Annotated in this window: 18 protein-coding genes and 1 pseudogene; 10 read left to right on the top strand and 9 right to left on the bottom strand. The window is 65.9% G+C overall.

The window, feature by feature from the left end:
- Positions 1–53: 53 nt before the first annotated feature.
- The 6 genes from CV023_RS13125 (at position 54) to CV023_RS13100 (ending at position 5,667) form a co-directional block, all read left to right on the top strand.
- Positions 54–845 (top strand): DeoR/GlpR family DNA-binding transcription regulator, encoded by a 792-nt coding sequence (locus CV023_RS13125; RefSeq protein WP_230746270.1) that lies wholly within the window; start codon positions 54–56, stop codon positions 843–845.
- Positions 842–2,170 carry an N-acetylglucosamine-6-phosphate deacetylase gene (locus CV023_RS13120; protein ID WP_230746268.1) on the top strand — a complete coding sequence of 443 codons (1,329 nt, stop codon included), beginning with the start codon at positions 842–844 and terminating at the stop codon, positions 2,168–2,170. The genes CV023_RS13125 and CV023_RS13120 overlap by 4 nt, the downstream gene beginning before the upstream one ends.
- 49 nt (positions 2,171–2,219) lie before the next feature.
- Entirely contained in the window at positions 2,220–2,690 is a 471-nt protein-coding gene (locus CV023_RS13115; RefSeq protein ID WP_230746267.1) for an isochorismatase family protein, read from the top strand.
- A gap of 92 nt (positions 2,691–2,782) precedes the next feature.
- Complete coding sequence (locus CV023_RS13110) at positions 2,783–3,478, top strand: hypothetical protein (RefSeq protein WP_230746266.1); 696 nt, start codon at positions 2,783–2,785, stop codon at positions 3,476–3,478.
- A gap of 196 nt (positions 3,479–3,674) precedes the next feature.
- Entirely contained in the window at positions 3,675–4,334 is a 660-nt protein-coding gene (locus CV023_RS13105; RefSeq protein WP_230746265.1) for a copper chaperone PCu(A)C, read from the top strand.
- Positions 4,327–5,667 (top strand): Dyp-type peroxidase, encoded by a 1,341-nt coding sequence (locus CV023_RS13100; protein ID WP_442859941.1) that lies wholly within the window; start codon positions 4,327–4,329, stop codon positions 5,665–5,667. Before CV023_RS13105 ends, CV023_RS13100 begins: the two co-directional genes overlap by 8 nt.
- On the opposite strand, the pseudogene CV023_RS19165 reads toward CV023_RS13100, so the two are convergent.
- From CV023_RS19165 to CV023_RS13070, 6 genes and pseudogenes are all read right to left on the bottom strand, one after another.
- Positions 5,570–5,821: pseudogene (locus CV023_RS19165) on the bottom strand (hypothetical protein); the annotation flags it as partial. The gene CV023_RS13100 and the pseudogene CV023_RS19165 sit on opposite strands and share 98 nt — an antisense overlap.
- 262 nt (positions 5,822–6,083) lie before the next feature.
- The gene (locus CV023_RS13090) at positions 6,084–6,686 is read right to left on the bottom strand and encodes a methylated-DNA--[protein]-cysteine S-methyltransferase (protein ID WP_230746261.1); all 603 of its coding nucleotides are present in this window, start codon (positions 6,684–6,686) and stop codon (positions 6,084–6,086) included.
- A gap of 180 nt (positions 6,687–6,866) precedes the next feature.
- Positions 6,867–7,772 carry a glycine betaine ABC transporter substrate-binding protein gene (locus CV023_RS13085; RefSeq protein WP_230746259.1) on the bottom strand — a complete coding sequence of 302 codons (906 nt, stop codon included), beginning with the start codon at positions 7,770–7,772 and terminating at the stop codon, positions 6,867–6,869.
- Positions 7,773–7,828: 56 nt separating this feature from the next.
- Positions 7,829–8,740, bottom strand: a complete 912-nt coding sequence (locus CV023_RS13080) for an ABC transporter permease (RefSeq protein ID WP_230746256.1) — start codon at positions 8,738–8,740, stop codon at positions 7,829–7,831.
- Positions 8,740–10,050 (bottom strand): quaternary amine ABC transporter ATP-binding protein, encoded by a 1,311-nt coding sequence (locus CV023_RS13075; RefSeq protein WP_230746255.1) that lies wholly within the window; start codon positions 10,048–10,050, stop codon positions 8,740–8,742. The genes CV023_RS13080 and CV023_RS13075 overlap by 1 nt, the downstream gene beginning before the upstream one ends.
- Before the next feature lie 562 nt (positions 10,051–10,612).
- Complete coding sequence (locus CV023_RS13070; RefSeq protein WP_230746252.1) at positions 10,613–11,443, bottom strand: alpha/beta fold hydrolase; 831 nt, start codon at positions 11,441–11,443, stop codon at positions 10,613–10,615.
- Between the two features lie 19 nt (positions 11,444–11,462).
- On the opposite strand from CV023_RS13070, the gene CV023_RS13065 reads away from it, so the two are divergent.
- Positions 11,463–12,338 (top strand): type I 3-dehydroquinate dehydratase, encoded by an 876-nt coding sequence (locus CV023_RS13065; protein WP_230746250.1) that lies wholly within the window; start codon positions 11,463–11,465, stop codon positions 12,336–12,338.
- Between the two features lie 25 nt (positions 12,339–12,363).
- On the opposite strand, the gene CV023_RS13060 is transcribed toward CV023_RS13065, so the two are convergent.
- Positions 12,364–12,663, bottom strand: a complete 300-nt coding sequence (locus tag CV023_RS13060) for a DUF4235 domain-containing protein (protein ID WP_230746248.1) — start codon at positions 12,661–12,663, stop codon at positions 12,364–12,366.
- 200 nt (positions 12,664–12,863) lie between these two features.
- Between CV023_RS13060 and CV023_RS13055 the strand changes: the two genes are divergently transcribed.
- Positions 12,864–13,082, top strand: coding sequence for a hypothetical protein (locus CV023_RS13055; RefSeq protein ID WP_230746246.1), 219 nt, complete (start codon positions 12,864–12,866; stop codon positions 13,080–13,082).
- Here the strand turns inward: CV023_RS13055 and CV023_RS13050 are convergent.
- Positions 13,069–14,016, bottom strand: a complete 948-nt coding sequence (locus tag CV023_RS13050; RefSeq protein ID WP_230746244.1) for an aminotransferase class IV — start codon at positions 14,014–14,016, stop codon at positions 13,069–13,071. The two genes, CV023_RS13055 and CV023_RS13050, sit on opposite strands and share 14 nt — an antisense overlap.
- Before the next feature lie 124 nt (positions 14,017–14,140).
- The gene (locus CV023_RS13045; RefSeq protein WP_230746243.1) at positions 14,141–15,247 is read right to left on the bottom strand and encodes a VIT1/CCC1 transporter family protein; all 1,107 of its coding nucleotides are present in this window, start codon (positions 15,245–15,247) and stop codon (positions 14,141–14,143) included.
- A gap of 324 nt (positions 15,248–15,571) precedes the next feature.
- Between CV023_RS13045 and CV023_RS13040 the strand changes: the two genes are divergently transcribed.
- Positions 15,572–17,587, top strand: a complete 2,016-nt coding sequence (locus tag CV023_RS13040; protein WP_230746242.1) for a M28 family peptidase — start codon at positions 15,572–15,574, stop codon at positions 17,585–17,587.
- Positions 17,588–17,792: 205 nt separating this feature from the next.
- Positions 17,793–18,245, top strand: a complete 453-nt coding sequence (locus tag CV023_RS13035) for a DUF3817 domain-containing protein (RefSeq protein ID WP_230746241.1) — start codon at positions 17,793–17,795, stop codon at positions 18,243–18,245.
- The last annotated feature ends 45 nt before the right edge of the window (positions 18,246–18,290 follow it).

Below are 18,290 nucleotides of genomic sequence, written 5' to 3'. Positions count from 1 at the left end.
GCTGTCGGGAGACGGGTTTGCCAAAGCGGACGACGAGGACTGAAAGTTGGCTTATGAACATGCGTGAAGACCGCCTCGATGCGATCCTGTCGCGCCTCGACCGGACCGGTTCGGTCGGGGTGGATGCGCTCAGCCGGGAGCTCGAGGTGTCCGTGGCGACGATCCGCCGCGACCTCGATCTGCTCGAACAGCGCCGCCTCGTCGAACGCACCCACGGCGGGGCCACCCGGCGGGCCGTCGATTACGATCTCTCGCTGCGGTACAAGGAGGCGGCTGCTACCGAGGCCAAGGCGGCGATCGCCCGCGCCGCCGTCGACCGGATCACCCCGGGATCAGTCATCGGCCTCTCCGGGGGAACCACGACATTCATGGTCGCCGACGCCCTCAGCCAACGCGATGACCTGCTCGCCGACCTCACGATCGTCACCAATGCCGTGGACATCGCGAACAAACTCGCCATCCACCCCGGTCTCAAGGTCATCGTCTGCGGTGGGGTGATCAACGCCTCGAGCTTCGAACTCGTCGGCTCCTTCGTCGACGCGGTGCTGCGCAGCATCTGGCTCGACCTCGCCTTCGTCGGTGTGCACGCGATTTCCGCGACCGCCGGCTGCATGACCGCGAACGAGGACGAGGCCTTCGTCAATCGGCTCATGGCCGAACGAGCCGAGCACGCCATCGTCGTCGCCGACTCCTCGAAGTACGGTCACCGCTCCTTCGCCTCGGTCGGCGGCACCGAGGTGTTCGAGGCGATCATCACCGACGACAACCTCGGCGAGGATGCCCGCAGGGAGCTGACCGAAGCGGGCTTCGACTTGGAGCTCGCCCAGACCGGGAGCGGGCAATGACGGACGCGAAGCCCCCCGCCGAGGCGATGGACCGGCAGACCCCCGCCGAGGTGATCGTCCACGACGTGGTCATCCTCGACAGCGCGTCGGCCGCTCCGGCAACAGCGGACGCCACGGCCCCGACAGAGCGCGCCACAGCACCGACGGAGCGCGCCTCAGCGTCGGTCGCGGACGCCGACTCGGGCGAGGGATGGATCGCCGCGGCCGGGGGAGTCGTCGTCTCCCGCGGGCGCGGTCCCGGCTGGAAGCAGCTGAGCACCTCGGCGACTGTGCAGATCGTCGACGGCAACGGCGGATACCTCGCCCCGGCCTATGTCGATCTCCACTGCCACGGTGCCGGCGGCGTGAGCGCTGAAGACCTCATGGCAGGCACCGCCGATGCTGCGTCCACCGCCGATGCTCCGGGCCTCGCCGAGATCCTCGCCGTTCACCGGGCGCACGGCACCCGGGCGCTCGCCCTCTCCTTCGTCTCGGACACGATCGACGGACTCTGCCTCTCTCTGTCAGCAGGAGCCGAAGCCGCGCGATCTGCCCCGGGGATCCTCGGCCTCCACGCCGAAGGCCCGTTCCTGTCCCCGGATTTCAAGGGCGCTCACGCCCCCGAAGTCCTCACCGCCCCCACCCCGGAGGCGGTCGAACGGATCCTCTCTGCTGCGGACGGAACGCTCGTGCAGGTCACCCTCGCCCCCGAACTCCCCGGAGCGATCGAGACGATCGGCCGGTTCACCTCGGCGGGAGTGCGGGTGGCCATCGGGCACACGGCGGCGGACTACGCGCAGGCCGCGGAAGCCTTCGATGCGGGAGCGACCATCCTCACGCACGCGTTCAACGCGATGCCCGGCATCCACCACCGCGCTCCGGGACCGGTCCTCGCGGCAATCGACGCAGGCCAGGTAACCCTCGAACTCATCAACGACGGGGTGCACGTCGCGACCCCGGCCGCGCGCATGCTCGCGAATCTTGCGCCGGGTCGGATCGCGCTCATCACCGATGCGATGGCCGCGACCGGGATGGACGACGGGCGCTATATGCTCGGTTCCCTGCCTGTCCAGGTCGAGGACTCCGTGGCCCGGCTCGTCGCCGCTGATGGCACCGTCGGATCGATCGCCGGATCCACTCTGAGCATGGACGATGCCGTGAGGCGTGCGGTCATCGAGGTGGGGCTCAGCCCGTTCGACGCCGTGCGGGCCGCGAGCCTGACTCCGCTGCGGTCGCTCGGACTCGCCGCCGAGGACGACGATGAACTCCTGGCAGTGGGAATGCCGGCCGAGTTCCTGCTCCTCGAGACAGACCTGAGCATCCGCGAATCGTGGATCCCCGGCTGAGCACTGTGCGATTTGCGCGCTCTGGTGCCGAACGTGGCACGATAGGACCATGGATGCCCTGCTCCTCATCGACACCGACGACGCCAGCTATCCCAGCGATGACGCCATGGAGATCCTCGGCGACATCGTCACTCGCACCCGCGCGGTCGGAGGGGTGCTGATCTTCGTCTCGACGAAGGAGGACCTCGCCGAGACCGAGGACGAGGAGCTGAGCATCTTCGTCCCCGACGAGGAAGACCTCGTGCTCCGCTCGGACCACCCCGACATCTTCGAAGGCGTCGGCGACCTGGCCGCCGGTCTGCATGATATGGCCGTCGACCGCATCGTCTTCGCCGGTGCCGATGATGCGCCCGGGGCCGTCTACGCCTCGGCGATGGCCGCCATCGTGTGCAACTTCGACGTCATCGTCCTCTCCGATTCGGTCACCGACCCCGAGGGCGAACCGGTCGACTGGATGGGTGCCGCCGAGGACGCCGGTGCGATGGTCAAGAAGACCGCCGACACCTGGCTGCGAATGTGAGCCGCGGCGCCTGACCTGAGTTGGGTGCCCAACTGTTTCTACGATGAGTAGAATGTGAGTGAGAGCTGGGAGCTGAGCCGGAAGGAGGGCCGATGACCGGGTGGAACAAGTCCGTGCGGGCGCTCTTCGCCGCGCTCATCACGACTCTTCTGGCTGTGCTCATGCACCTCGGGGCGGGCGGAGTCGTCGCCCCGACCGGTGTGGCCCTCGTCTTCATCCTCGTCCTCTGGGCCGCGATGATCTTCGCCGGCCGTCGCCTCGGCTATCTCTCGCTGGTGGTCATCCTTGGCCTCGGCCAGGCGCTCATGCACCTGTCCATGGGCTGGTTCGGTGCCATGGGCACCGCACAGTCAGCCTCGGCGAACGGTTCCGGCCAGCCGTCGTCCGGATCCGCGCTTGCACAGTCCCATGCTCATCAGCACCTCGGCCACGAGGCGGGAACGCTCGATCTCAGCCACGCGGGCACGATGGCACATTCGCACGGGGCCCACGGAGCCGGAGCTTCCATGTCCGGAGGCGCAGGTGCAGACCTCGGCATGCTGCTGGCCCACATCGCCGCCGTCCTCGTCACCGCGGTCATCCTCAAGCGTGGTGAGGACATCGTCCTCACCATCCTGCAGCTCGCGCTCGGTCCCGTGGCGACCGCAATCCAGGCCCTCGCCGAGGCGGCCGGCACCCTGGCCGAGTTCCCGGCCCGTGCCGCACGCGGTGAGTTCCGGCTGCCGCAGGCGATCACCTCCGCCGTCACCGGCCCGAACTATCGTCGCGGCCCGCCCGCGCTCGTCTGACACACCTCCATCACCGGCGGCGAGCCCCGCCGGACCACCATTCATCTGGTGACAGTCGAGCGCATCCCGGCTGCCCGTGGGCAGCCACATGGAGCCGCGCCCGGGCCACCGGCCGTGTCGCGACATTGCGTCACGGTGCGGGCCCGTTGCCCTGTGCCCTGCTCGACTGCACCGAGAACCGAAAGTGCAGACGACAATGCGAAAGAACATCACCCTGGCCGCCGCCGTACCCCTGGCCCTGATCATCGGCCTCGCCGGCTGTGGGCAGAGCCAGAGCCAAGCCCAAGAATCCGCCACCACCGAATCCGCCACCGCCGATGCGAACTCCGAGGTCGACGCTGCGGCCCTCAGCCTCGACGACGCGTGGGTCAAGGCCGCCGACGACGGCATGACCGCGGTCTTCGGGACGCTGAAGAACAACACGGACAAGGACATCACGCTCGTCGAGGCGAAGTACCCCGACGCCGATATGGTCCAGCTCCACGAAACCGTCGAGGACGATTCGGGAGCGACGACGATGCGGGAGAAGAAGGGCGGTGTGGCCATCCCCGCCGGCCAGAGCGTGACCTTCGAACCGGGCGGCGACCACATCATGCTCATGGGGTTGAAGAAGCCGATCAAGGCGGGCGAGGAGATCTCCGTCGAACTCGTCACCGCCGATGATCAGAGCGTCGACGTCACCGCTGTCGCGAAGGAGTACTCCGGAGCCAAGGAGAACTACTCCCCGGAGGAGGCAGAGGGGAACGCTGATGACGAGAGCGCAGATGAAGGCGACATGAGCCACGACGACATGGACCACGACGACATGGATCACGAGGACATGGGCCACGAGGACATGGATCACGGTGATCACTGATCCGCACGAGGAGGGGCGGGGCCCGGCCGACAGTCAAGGATCTGCGGCCGGGTGCCCCTTCGGCTTCAGTCGCCGGCGGCTCATCGCCTCGGCGGCTGCGGCCGGGGGCACCGGTGTCATCGGAGCGGTGGCCGGCTTCGGGATCGGCCGAGGTCGTGCCGCAGAAGCTCCGGCATCGCCTCGGCGGGATCTCACCGGGGCCAACGGGCCCGTTCTCGAACCCTTCTACGGTACTCACCAAGCCGGGGTGGAAACCCCGGCCCAGGCCTATGCGCACTTCCTCGCGCTGCGCCTCAGACCCGGAACCAAGGCCGCCGAGGCGGTCCGCTGGCTGCGTCTGCTCACCGCGGATGCCGCGGCGCTGACTCAGGGGACCGCACCGCTGGCCGACTCCGAACCCGAGCTCGCCCGAGATCCGGCGCGGCTGACGGTCACCTTCGGCTTCGGTCGCAGGCTCGTCGCCTTCGCGGGCAAGGACCGAGTGCCCGACTGGTTGGGTCCGCTCGAGAAATTCCGCATCGACGATCTCGAGACCAAGCTGTGCGAAGGGGACCTGCTCCTGCAGATCTGCGGGGACGACCCGCTGACCTTGGCCCATGCCCGCAGGATGCTGTTCAAGGACTCACGGGCATTCGCCGAGCTGGCCTGGCAGCGAGACGGGTTCCGTCGATCCTACGGCAGTGAGGGGGAAGGGCAGACGCAGCGGAACCTGTTCGGCCAGCTCGACGGGACCGCGAATCCGGGCCCCGGGTCCGAGGACTTCGCCCGCATCATCTGGGGGCAGGGAACCGGGCGAGCCGATGCGCGATTCTCAGCACGCGGCGAACCGCCGACCGACCTCGGCGCGCATCTGCCCGACTGGATGCGCGGAGGCACCACCCTGGTGCTCCGGGACATCGCCATGAACCTCGAGACCTGGGACGAGGCGGACCGCCCGGGGCGGGAGTTCTCGGTCGGCCGCACGCTCGATACGGGAGCTCCGCTCTCGGGCGGGGACGAGTTCGATCCGCCGGACTTCACGGCCGTGGACGCGCGCGGGCTGACGAAGATCTCTGCAGCCTCGCACGTGGCCCGCGCTCGTGACGGCTTGGGTCCGGAGGTGCAGATCCACCGGCGGACCTTCAACTACGAGACGGGCGCGGGGGAGGAGTCCGGATTGCTGTTCGCATCCTTCCAGGCCGACATCGATCGGCAGTTCCTGCCGATCCAGCGCCGCCTCGCCGAGGTGGACCTGCTCAACACCTGGACGACGCCGATCGGCTCGACGGTGTGGGCGATCCCACCGGGCATCGAAGAGGGCGAATACATCGGTCAAAGCCTGTTCGAAGGATGAGCGTGCCGGGTCCGGTCAGTCCGTGAGCTCGGTGCCGAAGGGCCTCGGGGAACTCTTCGCCGACGCCCTTCGTGCCGAGGAAGTGCATGCCCTCCGGGTCACCCATCGCGCTCTTCGGGTCCTCGAGATCCTTGACGTCGAAGGTGTTGTTCGCCCAGAACGGCTCCGGGTTCGACGCCGATGATCATCGCGGCGAGAGTGCGTGACTTCATTGTTCAATCCTCTTTGCAATAGCTGTCCGTTCGATCGAATCAGGCCATCGTTGGTCCTGACTCGAGCTCCCGGAGGAGTTCCGAAACGGCGATCACATTTGTGATCATAAACTCGTGTACAGCCCTATAACCACAGTCCTCCTGCGAGTTCCAGTGATTGGGCAAAGACGGGTGCGCAGCCTGGATCTGGGTTCAGAACCGTGCTCAGAACAATGGCCGGGGCAGTGCTTCTTCCCATTCGAGCAGCCAGCGTTTGGTTGGGAGGCCGTTACCCGGTCGACCGCCCGAATACCCGCCGAGCCCGTCGCCTGCGACCACTCGGTGGCAGGGCACGATGATCGGGATCGGGTTGAGACCCATGATGCCGCCCACGGCGCGGGCGGGAATGCCGGTGCCGCTGCGGTCGGCGAGCTGACCGTAGGTGAGGGTCTCTCCGTGGGCGACGGAGTCTGCAAGCGTCGTCAGCACGGTGCGGGCCACCTCGGAGACCTTGCCGAAGTCGACAGGCAGAGCGAACTCATGGAGGCTGCCGTCGAAATAGGCACGCATCTGCTTCAGCGCCCGGGACAGCAGAGGATCCGCTGGATCGTCCGAGGCAGATCCGCGGGGCTCGGTCGGCGCCTCGGAGGTGGGAACGCCGGCAGCGGGGGCCGCCATGGGGGTGGAGCTCTCGTTCGCGGGGATCACCTCGGCGGGGAGTTCGCGGATCCATTCGACGCGGACGATCGAGCACCCGTCTCTCGTGATCGCCAGTGGACCGACAGGGGAGGCCACGGTCGCCGTTGCTCTCGACTCGTCGGTGGTCATGGGCCAAAGCTAGCGCACGGCACAGACATGGTCGAGGCGGGCCGTCGTGGTGGGAACCGGTCGGCCGGGTCGAGGAGTGAGCTCGGGTGGGGAATGCAGCAGTCCCTCCACCCGCGCGGTTGCGGGGTGGAGGGACTGCAGGTGCGTCAGAGAATGAGTGTCGAGCTCAGAGAGTTCGAATCACTTGTCCTCATCGGCGAGTTCACCGTCGTAGGCATCGGGATTGGCCTTGAGCCATTCGGCGATGGCGGCTTCTCCGTCGTCCTTGTGCTTGTTGACGACGAGGTCCTCGAGGTCGCCGTACTGAGCATCATCGAGTTTGATCTTGCTGACATAGTCCGCAGCCTCCGAGAACTCTTCACCGAAGCCTTTGGTGGCCGTGAAGTGAAGCTTTTCGGGATCGCCCATCGCACCCTTCGGGTCCTCCAGGTCCTTGACGGGATAGGAGTTGTTCGCCCAGAACGGACGCCACAGGGTGACGACGACGTCCTTCTCGGCGTCGGTGGCGTTGCCAAGCTCGGTGAGCATCGCGGCGGTCGACGAAGTGACGAGTTCGTACTCGCCGTCGAGGCCGTATTCGGGAATCATCTCCTTAGTGGCCTTGGTCAGACCGGCGCCCGGCTCGATGCCGATGATCTTGCCATCGAAGTCACCGCCCTTGCCCTTGAGGTCTTCGATGGAGTTGACATCGTCCATGTACTTCGGTACGGCGATCGTGAGCACGGCGTTGTCGTAATAGGCCCCGAGGTCTTCGAGGTCGTCGCCGTACTCGTCGATGTACTGCTTGTGCGTGACCTCAGGCCACGACGAGGGGTACATGTCGACGTCACCGTTCGCGACGCCGGCATAGAGTACGGCGGCCTCGCTGAACGTCTCGGTCTTGACGTTGTAGCCCATCTTGCCGAGCTGATCCTCGAGCAGCAGCGAGATGCTCTGCCCATCGGTCCAGCCGGTGACGTAGCCGAGCGTGATGTCGCCCTTGTCTCCGCTGCCCTCATCGCTGGAGGCTTCTTGCGAACAACCGGTCAACGCGAGGCCAAGAGCCGCCGCTGCAGCGACGATCGGGGTGAGGAATCTTTTCTTCATTGTGTGTTCCTTTTCTCTTGTGTTCGACATCTTCTGTCTGTGGGACTTTCGGATACTCAGGCGTCCGTGGTCGCGGCGGCAGAAGCCGCCTTGGCCTTGGCGCTTCGAGTGCGCATCTTTGCAACCAGTGAGTGCGGATATTCCTTGGCGTTGCCAAGTGCCGCGGTCACGCGATCGAGGTAGACGGCGATGATGACGACGCCGAGGCCCGCTTCGACGCCGAGCGGCAGATTCTGGGTGGCGACGGCCTCGACGACGTTCTTGCCCAGTCCGTCGGCGCCGACGATGCCGGCGATGACAGCCATGGCCAGGGCGAGCATGATGACCTGGTTGATGCCGGCCATGATCGTCGGCGTGGCCAGCGGGAGCTGGACTCCCCTCAGGATCTGGCCCGGTGTGGCACCGAATGACTGTCCGGCTTCGACCGTCTCAGCGTCGACTCCGCGGATGCCGAGCTCGGTGAATCGCACTCCCGGCGGCAGGGCGAAGATGACGGTCGAGACGAGACCGGGCACCACGCCGATGCTGAAGAAGGTCACGGCAGGGATGAGGTAGACGAACGCCGGCATCGTCTGCATGAAGTCGAGGATGGGTTTGATGATGGTCGAGGCCGTGTCATTCCTGGCGGCCAGGATGCCGACGGGGATCGCGATGATGATCGCGATGACCGCGGCGATGATGATCAGTGCCAGGGTCTGCATCGAGGCCACCCATTGATCCATCGTCAGGATGAAGAACAGGGTGACCAGGGTGCCGATGGCCATCTGCCACGAGCGGAAGACCCAGCCGAGCAGCGCCAGGATGATCATGATAACCAGCGGGTGAAGATCGACGAGGACCTCGGTGAGGGTGTCGATGAGGAAGTTGAAGAGCAGCGTGATGAAGTCGAAGAACCAGGAGATGTTGTCCTTGAGCCAGTCGAAGAGAATGTCGACCCATGCTCCTACTGGAATTCTGATGTTCTCCATCAGCGCTCACCCCTTCCGCCCGCGGCTTCGACTCCGGCGGCATCATCTGTTTCGGCAAGAACCTGATCGATGACTCCCGAACCGACCGGCTCCGGCCAGTCCTGGGTGGTCTGTTCCCTGTCCTGATCCTCATTCCCGTTCTGGTTTCCGAGGGCCGCCAGCAGTGTTGCGCGCGGAACGACTCCGACTAGCTGGCCCTCCTCGTTCGTCACGGGCACAGGCAGAGGCGACTCCGAGGTGGGCAGGAACAGCTCGATGAGCAGATCCTCCGGTGATGCAGGCTGCCCCACTTCTGTGATGATCTCGTCCAGGGTGGTCGCGCCCTTGCGGAGGTGGTCGATGCAGTCGCGGTCGTTGACGACTCCGAGGAACTTCCGGTTCCGGTCGGTGACGTAGACTGCTGAAGAATTGCTTTCGCGCATGCTGCGCAGGGCGACGCGGGGACCATTCTGTGTGGTCACGACCTGCCTGGCCTTCTCCATCACATTGCTCGCGGTGAGCACGCGGGCACGGTCGACGTCGTGGACGAACTGCGCCACATAGTCGTTGGCCGGATCGGTGAGGATCTCCTCGGGGGTGCCGACCTGGACGATGCGGCCATTGCGCATGACTGCGATGCGGTCGCCGAGGAACATGGCCTCGTTGAGATCGTGGGTGATGAAGATGATGGTCTTCTGCAGCTCCGACTGCAGCTCGACGAGCTGTTCCTGCATCTCGCGTCGGATCAGCGGGTCGAGAGCGGAGAACGCTTCGTCCATGAGGAGGATGTCGGTCTCTGCGGCGAGAGCGCGGGCGAGACCCACCCGCTGCTGCATGCCGCCGGAGAGCTGTCCGGGATACTTGTCTCCCCAGCCGTCCAGGCCGACGGCCTTGAGCCAACGATCGGCGGACTTATCCCGTTCGGCTTTCGCGGTTCCGCGGATCTCCAGGGCGTATGCGGCATTGTCGCGGACGGTGCGGTGGGGGAGGAGGGCGAAGTGCTGGAAGACCATCGAGATGTGTTCGCTGCGCACCTTGCGGAGGGCGGCCGCGTCGATCTTGGCGATATCGGTGCCCAACACCTCGACGGACCCGGAGGTCGTCGTCCAGAGGCCGTTGAGCGTGCGGATGAGTGTGGACTTTCCCGACCCGGACAGGCCCATGACCACGAAGATCTCTCCGGCTTCGACTTCGAAGCTCGCGTCGATGACCGCGGCTGTGCCGAGCTTGGTCAGATCGTCTCGGTCTTCGCCGGCCTCGAGTCGTTTGACGACCTCGTTCTGGCGCTTGCCGAAGACCTTGTAAACGTTTGATGCCTTGACAACGCTCACGTGTTTCCTCCTTGCATTCTTGACTCTCCGCAAGAACGAGAGGCTTCACCCCCGTTTTGCGATACGGCGGCGGTCGATCCGAATGGTTCGATCGTTCACTCGCCTCACCGCACACGGATATCTCATCCCCCATTGTAGTTTTATTCAGGGTTTTCGATCGGAATCTTGTGCCGATAATGCGGAGTGGCGAGCTTGACGATGCCTCTGACCTGCGACGATGCGAGTCTGTACGTTACTTGATTGTTATAAACAGTAGTTGGGGCAGGTAGATGTTCCCTTATCCATTTTGTTACCCGGTGATTTCGGATGATCCGGAAACGTCTCTTGTCTTCCGCCTTCGTGGGTGAAATCGGCGCGACTGCCCGCGGGAATCTCTGTCCGCGTTCTCCGTTCGGTTCTCGTCGACGCAACGCTGCATCGGTGAATGTGATGGACGGCGCAATTATATGTGATCACATCAGTCGGAGGCTAGTCGAGCGCGCTGAGATGAATGTCAGGACCCGGCCGCGGTCAATGCCATGACGGGGCGGCGAGGGGCGTCAGGGTGAGACCGTAACGAACCTCAGGACGAGTCAGTGAGGAACGCGAGGATCTCGGGGGTGACCTCCTCGGCGAATTCCTCGAAGAATCCGTGTCGCCCACCGGGGAAGATGCGGACCTGGGAACCGGGGATGCGTTCGTGCAGGAGCGCTGCGTTCTCCACCGGATTCATCCGATCCTCATTGCCGTGGATGATCAGGGTCGGTGCGTTGATCTCCGACAGCCGGTCCCATGCGTTGTGGTTGGCGCTGATGCGCAGATGGGCGGCCGACTCCTGAGTCGACATGGTGTCATCGCCGAGGAGCTTGCTGTACCGCGGTGCGACCGACCAGTCGGGAGTGTAGAAGAGGCCGTAGAGGAACCGGGTGTGCTCCTTGCCCTGCAGTCTGGCGAGGGACTGGCCGACCCTGCGGGGGCGTTTGACCGAATGCGGACCGCCCGGAGTCGTGCACGCGAGCACCAGGGCGCTGACGCGATCAGGGAAGTCGAGGGCGAGCATCTGTGCGACCCGACCGCCCATCGAGGTGCCGTAGACGGCCGCGCTCGCGATGCCCAGGTGGTCGAGCACCTCGGCGGCGTCTGCGGCAAAGCTGGCGGTCGACAGCTCACCCAACTCACCGCGACTCCCGCCGGTGCCGCGGTAGTCGAAGGTCACGGTGCGAAACTCCGGTTCGAAGTCCTCGCGCAGTCCGTCCCACCACTTGTGCGAGTTCGCCTGACCGGGAAGCAGGAGCAGAGCGGGAGCCTCGGCCGGCCCGCTGACCTGTACCGCCAGCTCAAATCCGTCCCGCGCGGTGATCGTCGAAGATTCTCCGGATTCCACCTGCTGTTCCCCTTCGCTCGTGTTCGTCATCGGCCCCTACCCTAGGATCATGAAGCAATTGCCGTTCCTCAATCATGTCGCAGGCGACCGAACCCGCGCCGAGGCGTCCGCGACGACCGAGGTCGGACGCACCCGTCCGGCCATCATCGTTCCCGTCCAGGCGATCGAGCTCGGCGAGCTGGAACAGCGGTGCCGTGCGATCGCCGCCACGGGGTTCGCCGAGGTCATCGAATGGCGGATCGACCCGCTGCTCGCGCATATCGGCGCCGCGGCTTCGGGACGGAAAGAAGCGGCGGATCGGGAGGAGACATCGGGTCGGGAGGAGGCTGCAGCCGCGGGCGCTGCCGACCTCGCCGAGGCAGTCCTGTCCTCGGCGCCGTCGGCGACCGCGGCAGGGCTGCCGGTTCTGGTCACTCTCCGCTCGGGGTTCGAAGGGGGAGCCGGGCCGATCGGTGAGGACGTCTACGCCGAGGTTCTGCGGACCCTGCTGACGAAGCTGCCCGCGGCGGTCGCCGTCGATGTCGAGATCGACCGCCTCGGCGCTTCAGAGATCATCGTGGTCGCACACGAGAACGGCGTGCCCGTGGTCGCCTCTCACCACAACTTCGCCGGCACCGATCCCGTCGAGACCCTGGTGGCGAAGTTCGCGGAGATGGCGGCCGCAGGTGCCGACGTCGCGAAGATCGCGATGATGCCGACCTCGCTCGCCGAGGTTGCCGACGTGCTTCGTGCCACCGCCGAGGCCGATGCGGCGCTCGAGTGCCCCGTGCTCGGGATCGCGATGGGCGAACTGGGACGCACGAGTCGGATCATGGGCGGAGACTTCGGCGGCTGCGCAACGTTCGCGCAGCTCGGTGAGGCCTCCGCGCCGGGGCAGATCGACGTGGCTGATCTGTCGGCCGTCTTTGACCGCCTCTACGGCTGAAAGAACTGCCGCTGCGACTGAATGATCAGTCGACGCCCTCTTCGATCTGCTTGCGGAACTTCTTCGGCAGGGCCTCGTCGCCGAAGCTGTTGCGCACGGTGTTGGCGGCGATGCGCTGGACGACGAGCTGGGCGACGGCGACGCCGACGCCCGAGACGATCGTCCAGGCCAGTGCCTCGGACATCGAGATATCGTCATCGACGGGGTTCGACGGGGCAGGGCGCTTGGTCGACTTCTCCCAAGCGAAGGTGAGGGTCTTACGAGCCGCGAAGGCCGCAATGATTGGCGCTCCGACGCCGATGATCTGCCAAGCGAGCTTTCCCATGCTCGTGTCCTTTCCTCAGACTGCGTCCGCGCGACGTGTGCCGCCCGGGTGTGGTTCGTACGAGACCACACTAACGCAGGAGATGCTCGATCGCTCGCGCTGAAGAAAGTGTGAGGATTTCATACTTTCGTGGGATGTGCGTCCGCCGTCTGCCGGATAGTTTTGAACAACAGCACACCCCTTGAGAAGAGAGTCGCAGCATGTTGAAGAAGTGGAAGGTCCCGGTCGTCACCGGTCTCTTCGTCTTCGGCGCGCTCGGCTTCATCCTCGGATTCATCCCCGTCCTCACGGACATCTTCTGGTTCGTGTGGATCTTCGGATGCGGAGCCTGCATCCTCGGGCTGATCCTCGCGGTGGTCGTGCCCTCGGCGAAAGACGAGGGCACGACCACCGCGGACAGCCCGGTCACCCGGCCTTGATCACGCTTTGGAACGCCGCGGTCAGCTCCTCGTCGTTGGCGACCGGGTTCCCGTCGAGTTCGATCAGCGCCGCGGCAGTGCGCATCGACGAGACGAACCATGCCCCGTCCGCTGACTTCACGTCCTCGAGTCGAAGATCGGCGTATTCCGCCTGCAGACCCAGGGCCGAGGCATGATCGAACAGCAGCCTCTGAGTCGTCCCCGAGAGCAGGCCGGCCTCCGGATTCGGTGTGAGCAGGCGGTCACCTCGGCGGATGACGATGTTCGCGGTCGGCCCTTCGAGGACGATGCCGTCGTGGGAGACGAACAGCGCCTCCTCGGCCCCGCGTTGCTTCGCATAGCGGTTGGCCGCCTGATTGACGGCATAGGACAGGGTCTTCGCGCCGATCAGCAGCCACGGAGCCTTGCTGCCGATATAGGCGTCGTAGCCGCGATCGAGGCTGACCGCAGACACTCCCTCGGCGCGTGCCCGTTTGATGGTCTCGTCCACGGGCACCGAGAATGCCCACCCGCGCGGCTGAGGAACCCCGTTGTTCGAGTACCCACCGGTCGAGTTCACGCCTGCCGAGTTCACGCCTGGCGATCGTCCCTGGGCGGGCTGCCCGCCGCGGGACATGGCATAGCGGACACCGAACTCGACGATCGACGGATCGGCGGCGACCACCTCGGCGATCACGGCCTCCACCGCACGATCCCACAGATCGGGGTCGGGTTCGGGAAGCTCCAGCGCCGAGGCGGATGCGCAGAATCGCGCGAAGTGGCGTTCCCGTGACACAACGGTCCGTGTGCTCGCCGAGGCGGTGACCAGCACGGTCTCGAAGATGCCGTCGCCGCGGTGGGCGGAGAGATCCGTGACGGGCAGCTGCGCGGCGGCCAGATCGGCGGGCTCGATGGTCGAGGCGGTGGGGTCGATGAGGACGAGGGCATCGGTCATGGCGCCAGTCTAGGATCCGAGGTCGATCACGGTCGGCACCGTCCGAATGCTGCCCTGCCGGACTCCGCCCAGGTTCGCCTCGGGCCGGGCGGAATCAGGGCGGAATCAGGGCCGACCTGAAACCTCAGGCCGTGCTGATGCCAAAGAGGAGTCCGAGTCCGTAGGTGACGGCCGCGGCGCCGAAGCCCACTGCCAGTTGGCGCAGCGCCCTCGGCCCCGGAGCGGTGCCCGAAAGCAGGCCGACCGTTCCGCCGGTGAACAGGAGTGCGATGCCGACGAGGCCGGCGGCGAGGATCACGGCAGGCAGTCCCGTCATCCCGAAGATATAGGGCAGGATCGGGATCAGGGCGCCGGAGGAGAAGAAGCAGAAGCTCGACAGGGCGGCGCCGAGCCCGGTGCCCAGCTCATCGCGGTCGACCCCGGCGTCGAGGCTGGGCAGCTGCGGGGCCTTCCGGTTCTTCGCCGCCGCGATCGTCCGATGCGCCTGCACCTCGGCCTCGTCGGCGTCCATTCCACGGGCCCGGTAGACGAGGGCGAGTTCGTTCGCGTCGATGTTGAGATCGGCCAGGGCGTGCCGGGACTCCGGGTCCGGAGTCGAGGCATCGAGGAGTTCGCGCTGGGAGCGCACCGAGATGTACTCGCCGGCCCCCATCGACAGGGCGCCGGCGAGCAGCCCGGAGACGCCGGTGAGCAGGATGACGGTGTTCGAGACTCCGGCGGCGCCGACGCCGAGGACGAGGGCGAGGTTCGAGACCAGTCCGTCGTTGGCGCCGAAGACGGCGGCGCGGAAGTTGCCGGACAGGCGAGCTCTGGACCGGGCGGCCAGGGCACGGACCACCTCGGCGTGGATCCGCTCATCGGCGGCCATCTCCGCCGAGGCCGCCTCGTCGTCCTCGTAGGGAGAGCTCGTCTCCGACTGCTGGGCCAGGGCGAGGATGAAGACCGAACCGAAGATCCGACCGAAGAACGCGAGAGCGTAGGTCACGAGGTCGGGTGCGCGGCGCTTCTGCGCATGCTCGCCGAGGAGGTCGGTCCAATGCTGCTGATGCCGTGCTTCCGCGGTCGCCAGGGAGAGGAGGATGTCACGGTCCTCGCCGGTACGGCGCTCGGCGAGGTCGCGGTAGACCCGTTCCTCGAGGCGTTCGTTCGCGAGATAGCGCTGCCAGCGGCGTATCGTCCGCCGATCCGGCGCCGGGGGCTCCTCGCTCGGGCGGGTGGTGTCGTTGGTCATCACCGTGTCGAGTCTAGTCGGTGCGGTCTCTGCCGCGGTGTGCGGTGCGGGACCGGCGGCGCACATGAGGCTTTTGCGGTTGTTATCGATTCGTTACATGAAACTCTCAGGATCTGAGCTAGATTAAAGCCCAATGTGAGTTGTGTCACCGTTTCGTTATAGAAGTATGTGTTTCGTTACCAATGACGACAGCATGGCGAAACGCGAGAATCGATCTTCCCCTGCAGCACGAGAGAATGCGCCGGCGCCGCACTGCGGATCCGGTCCATTTCGTCGTGCGAACTCTCCGATTCTGTGAGCACATGAAGGAGCGAAAGGAACTCCATGAAGTTGCGCACGAAGAGTTGGCTGGCGGTCACCGCCGCGGCCGGATTGGTGATGGGCGGGGTGAGCCCGGCGATGGCGACGGGCACCGCAGGCCCGAGCGAGCACACCGATATGGGCGTCACCGGCGACGCCGTGATGGACCACCTGCAGAAGATCTCCGACATCTCCACCTCGCACTCCGAGGAAGGGTTCCGTGCCTTGGGCACCCCCGGCTACGAAGAGGCCGTGGAATACGTCGAGGACACCCTCGAGGCGACCGGAGCCTTCGACGTCGAACGGCAGGCCTTCGAGGTCGATGATCAGACCTTCGACACCGTCGAGGTCACGGTCGACGGGGAGGCCATCGAGGTCACTCCGGCCAGCTATACCGAGGGCACGAGCGACCCCCTGACAGACCTGCCGGTGGTGTTGCCGGTCGATGAGGACTACAGCGACCTCGACGGCGGACAGCTCGGCTGCGGGGCCTCCGACTACGACGAGTCCGCCGAGGGCGCACTCGTCCTCGTCGCCCGCGGAGTCTGCTCCTTCGGTGAGAAGACCCAGGCGGCCACCGACGCCGGCGCCGCGGCGGTCATCCTCTACAACAACGACACCTCCGCTCCCGATGAGGAACTCAACGCCACCCTCGGCGAGCGGATCGAGAACGGCGCACCCACGGTCGGCGTCAGCTACACCATTGGCAACGACCTGCTCACCGCGGTGCAGGGCGCCGATGAGGAGACGCCGCTGCTGGCCGACTTCACGCTCGAGACGGAGTTCACCACCTCGACGACCTGGAACGTCATCGCCGAAACCAAGGCCGGCGACCACGACAACGTGCAGATGTTCGGTGCCCACCTCGATGGTGTGCGCGAAGGACCGGGTGTCAACGACAACGGCTCCGGCAGTGCCGCATTGCTGGCCAGCGCCGAGGCATTGGCTGAGCAGTCGACCGAGGTCGACAATGCGATCCGCTTCGGCTGGTGGGGCGCCGAGGAGGTCGGGCTCGTCGGCTCGACGCGCTATGTCGAGAGCCTGAGTGATGCTGAGCTCTCGAAGGTCAAGGCGTACATGAACTTCGACATGATCGGCTCGGACAACTACATCGTCGGCACGCTGGACTCCGACGGCTCGGATGTGCCGATTCCCGATGGCGTCAATGTGCCCGAGGGCTCCGCCGAGCTCGAAGAGGTCTTCACCGACTACTTCGCGGACGTCGATCAGCCGAACGTCGGCACGGACTTCTCCGGACGCTCGGACTATCAGGCGTTCATCGACAACGGCGTTCCGGCCAGCGGTCTGTTCTCCGGTGCCGACGGCACGAAGACGGCCGAGGAGGCCGAGATGTTCGGCGGCACCGTCGGTGAGAAGCACGACACGAACTACCATCAGGCGACTGACACGATCGAGAATGTGAGCAAGGAGTCCGTGGACATATTCGCTCCGGCCATCGCCTATGCGGTGCATGTGCTCGCCTACGAGCTCACCGATGCTCCGACCGACCCGCCGACGGATCCGACCGATCCGCCGACCGATCCCACGGACCCTCCGACGGAGACTCCCACCGAGTCCCCTGACGAGCGTGCGCTGAGCATCGATCCGAAGACCATCGAGGCCGATGAGTTCGTCGGCGAGCGGGGAGTCCAGGTCGCTGCCAGCGGCTGCACCGCCGACACCACCGCGACGATGACGGTCGAGCCGCAGAACGGCAATATCGAGACCTTCGAGCAGACCGCCGAGGTCGGCGAGGACATGGTCGCGAAGTTCGGAGTCCGCGGACTCGACGAGTCCAAGGCGGAGACCTACATCGGTGCCTATGAAGTCAGCGTCGACTGTGAAGGCGGAGATCCGCTGGGCGGTTCCTTCGAGGTCGTCGCCGCAGGTGACGGACCCGGTACCGGCGGTGGCGGAGGTGGTGGAGGCGGAGACCTCCCCCGCACCGGCAGCGAGGCACTGCCGCTGGTGATCTCGGCCGGAGCGCTCATCGCCCTCGGTGTCGCGATGACCATGGGTGCACGCCGCCGCAGAGGCTGAACTCGGTCGGCTCGGCCGCACAGGTCGAGCCGACGCCCCGGCGCAGCCGTGATGGCTGAGCCGATACCCTCGAGCCACGCGGGCCGGTGACTGTATAAGTTCACCGGCCCGTGTGCCCATGTCTGCGGCCGGGGGTGAGACTGGCTCGCTCAGTCGGTGGAAGCGTTCAGCGGCCACTCACCTCGACCGGGCAGAATGGTCTCCTGTGACTCCCAAGAGATTCTTCAACTTCTTCGCCGTGGCCGAGGCCATCACCTGGGCGATGCTGCTCATCGGCATGTTCCTCAAATACGTGACCAAGACCACCGAAGTGGGGGTGCGGATCGGCGGTAGCGTCCACGGATTCGTCTTCCTCTGCTTCGTCCTCGCCGTGTTCCTCGTCGGCATCTCCCAGAAGTGGGGATGGAAGCGGGTGCTCATGGGCCTCGTCGCCGCGATCATTCCGTTCGCCACCGTGCCCTTCGAGATCGTCTCCGCCCGGGCCGGCGCACTCGACGGAGATTGGGGCCTCGGCACCGCTGGACGCGATCCGCGCGGACCGCTCGAGAAGCTCGTCGCCTGGGCGCTGCGCTCGCCGTGGCTCGCGCTCGGCATCGGCCTGATCATCGTCGTCATCGTCTTCGTCATCCTCCTCACCGTGGGCCCACCCGGATCCTGATTTGCCGATGACCCGGCGGGGACCGCCTCGGCGAGGTTCTGCCGG

Source organism: Brevibacterium sp. CCUG 69071 (genome assembly GCF_021023135.1).
In the GTDB taxonomy this organism is placed as follows: Bacteria; Actinomycetota; Actinomycetes; order Actinomycetales; family Brevibacteriaceae; genus Brevibacterium.
The sequence above is the reverse complement of the archived record's forward strand: the minus strand, read 5'-3'. Positions and strand labels throughout refer to the sequence as shown.

Coding starts and splice junctions, on each gene's coding strand:
- CV023_RS13125 (WP_230746270.1), top strand. CDS start 54: ATGAACATGCGTGAAGACCGCCTCGATGCGATCCTGTCGCGCCTCGAC.
- CV023_RS13120 (WP_230746268.1), top strand. CDS start 842: ATGACGGACGCGAAGCCCCCCGCCGAGGCGATGGACCGGCAGACCCCC.
- CV023_RS13115 (WP_230746267.1), top strand. CDS start 2,220: ATGGATGCCCTGCTCCTCATCGACACCGACGACGCCAGCTATCCCAGC.
- CV023_RS13110 (WP_230746266.1), top strand. CDS start 2,783: ATGACCGGGTGGAACAAGTCCGTGCGGGCGCTCTTCGCCGCGCTCATC.
- CV023_RS13105 (WP_230746265.1), top strand. CDS start 3,675: ATGCGAAAGAACATCACCCTGGCCGCCGCCGTACCCCTGGCCCTGATC.
- CV023_RS13090 (WP_230746261.1), bottom strand. CDS start 6,686: ATGACCACCGACGAGTCGAGAGCAACGGCGACCGTGGCCTCCCCTGTC.
- CV023_RS13085 (WP_230746259.1), bottom strand. CDS start 7,772: ATGAAGAAAAGATTCCTCACCCCGATCGTCGCTGCAGCGGCGGCTCTT.
- CV023_RS13080 (WP_230746256.1), bottom strand. CDS start 8,740: ATGGAGAACATCAGAATTCCAGTAGGAGCATGGGTCGACATTCTCTTC.
- CV023_RS13070 (WP_230746252.1), bottom strand. CDS start 11,443: ATGACGAACACGAGCGAAGGGGAACAGCAGGTGGAATCCGGAGAATCT.
- CV023_RS13065 (WP_230746250.1), top strand. CDS start 11,463: ATGAAGCAATTGCCGTTCCTCAATCATGTCGCAGGCGACCGAACCCGC.
- CV023_RS13060 (WP_230746248.1), bottom strand. CDS start 12,663: ATGGGAAAGCTCGCTTGGCAGATCATCGGCGTCGGAGCGCCAATCATT.
- CV023_RS13055 (WP_230746246.1), top strand. CDS start 12,864: ATGTTGAAGAAGTGGAAGGTCCCGGTCGTCACCGGTCTCTTCGTCTTC.
- CV023_RS13050 (WP_230746244.1), bottom strand. CDS start 14,016: ATGACCGATGCCCTCGTCCTCATCGACCCCACCGCCTCGACCATCGAG.
- CV023_RS13045 (WP_230746243.1), bottom strand. CDS start 15,247: ATGACCAACGACACCACCCGCCCGAGCGAGGAGCCCCCGGCGCCGGAT.
- CV023_RS13040 (WP_230746242.1), top strand. CDS start 15,572: ATGAAGTTGCGCACGAAGAGTTGGCTGGCGGTCACCGCCGCGGCCGGA.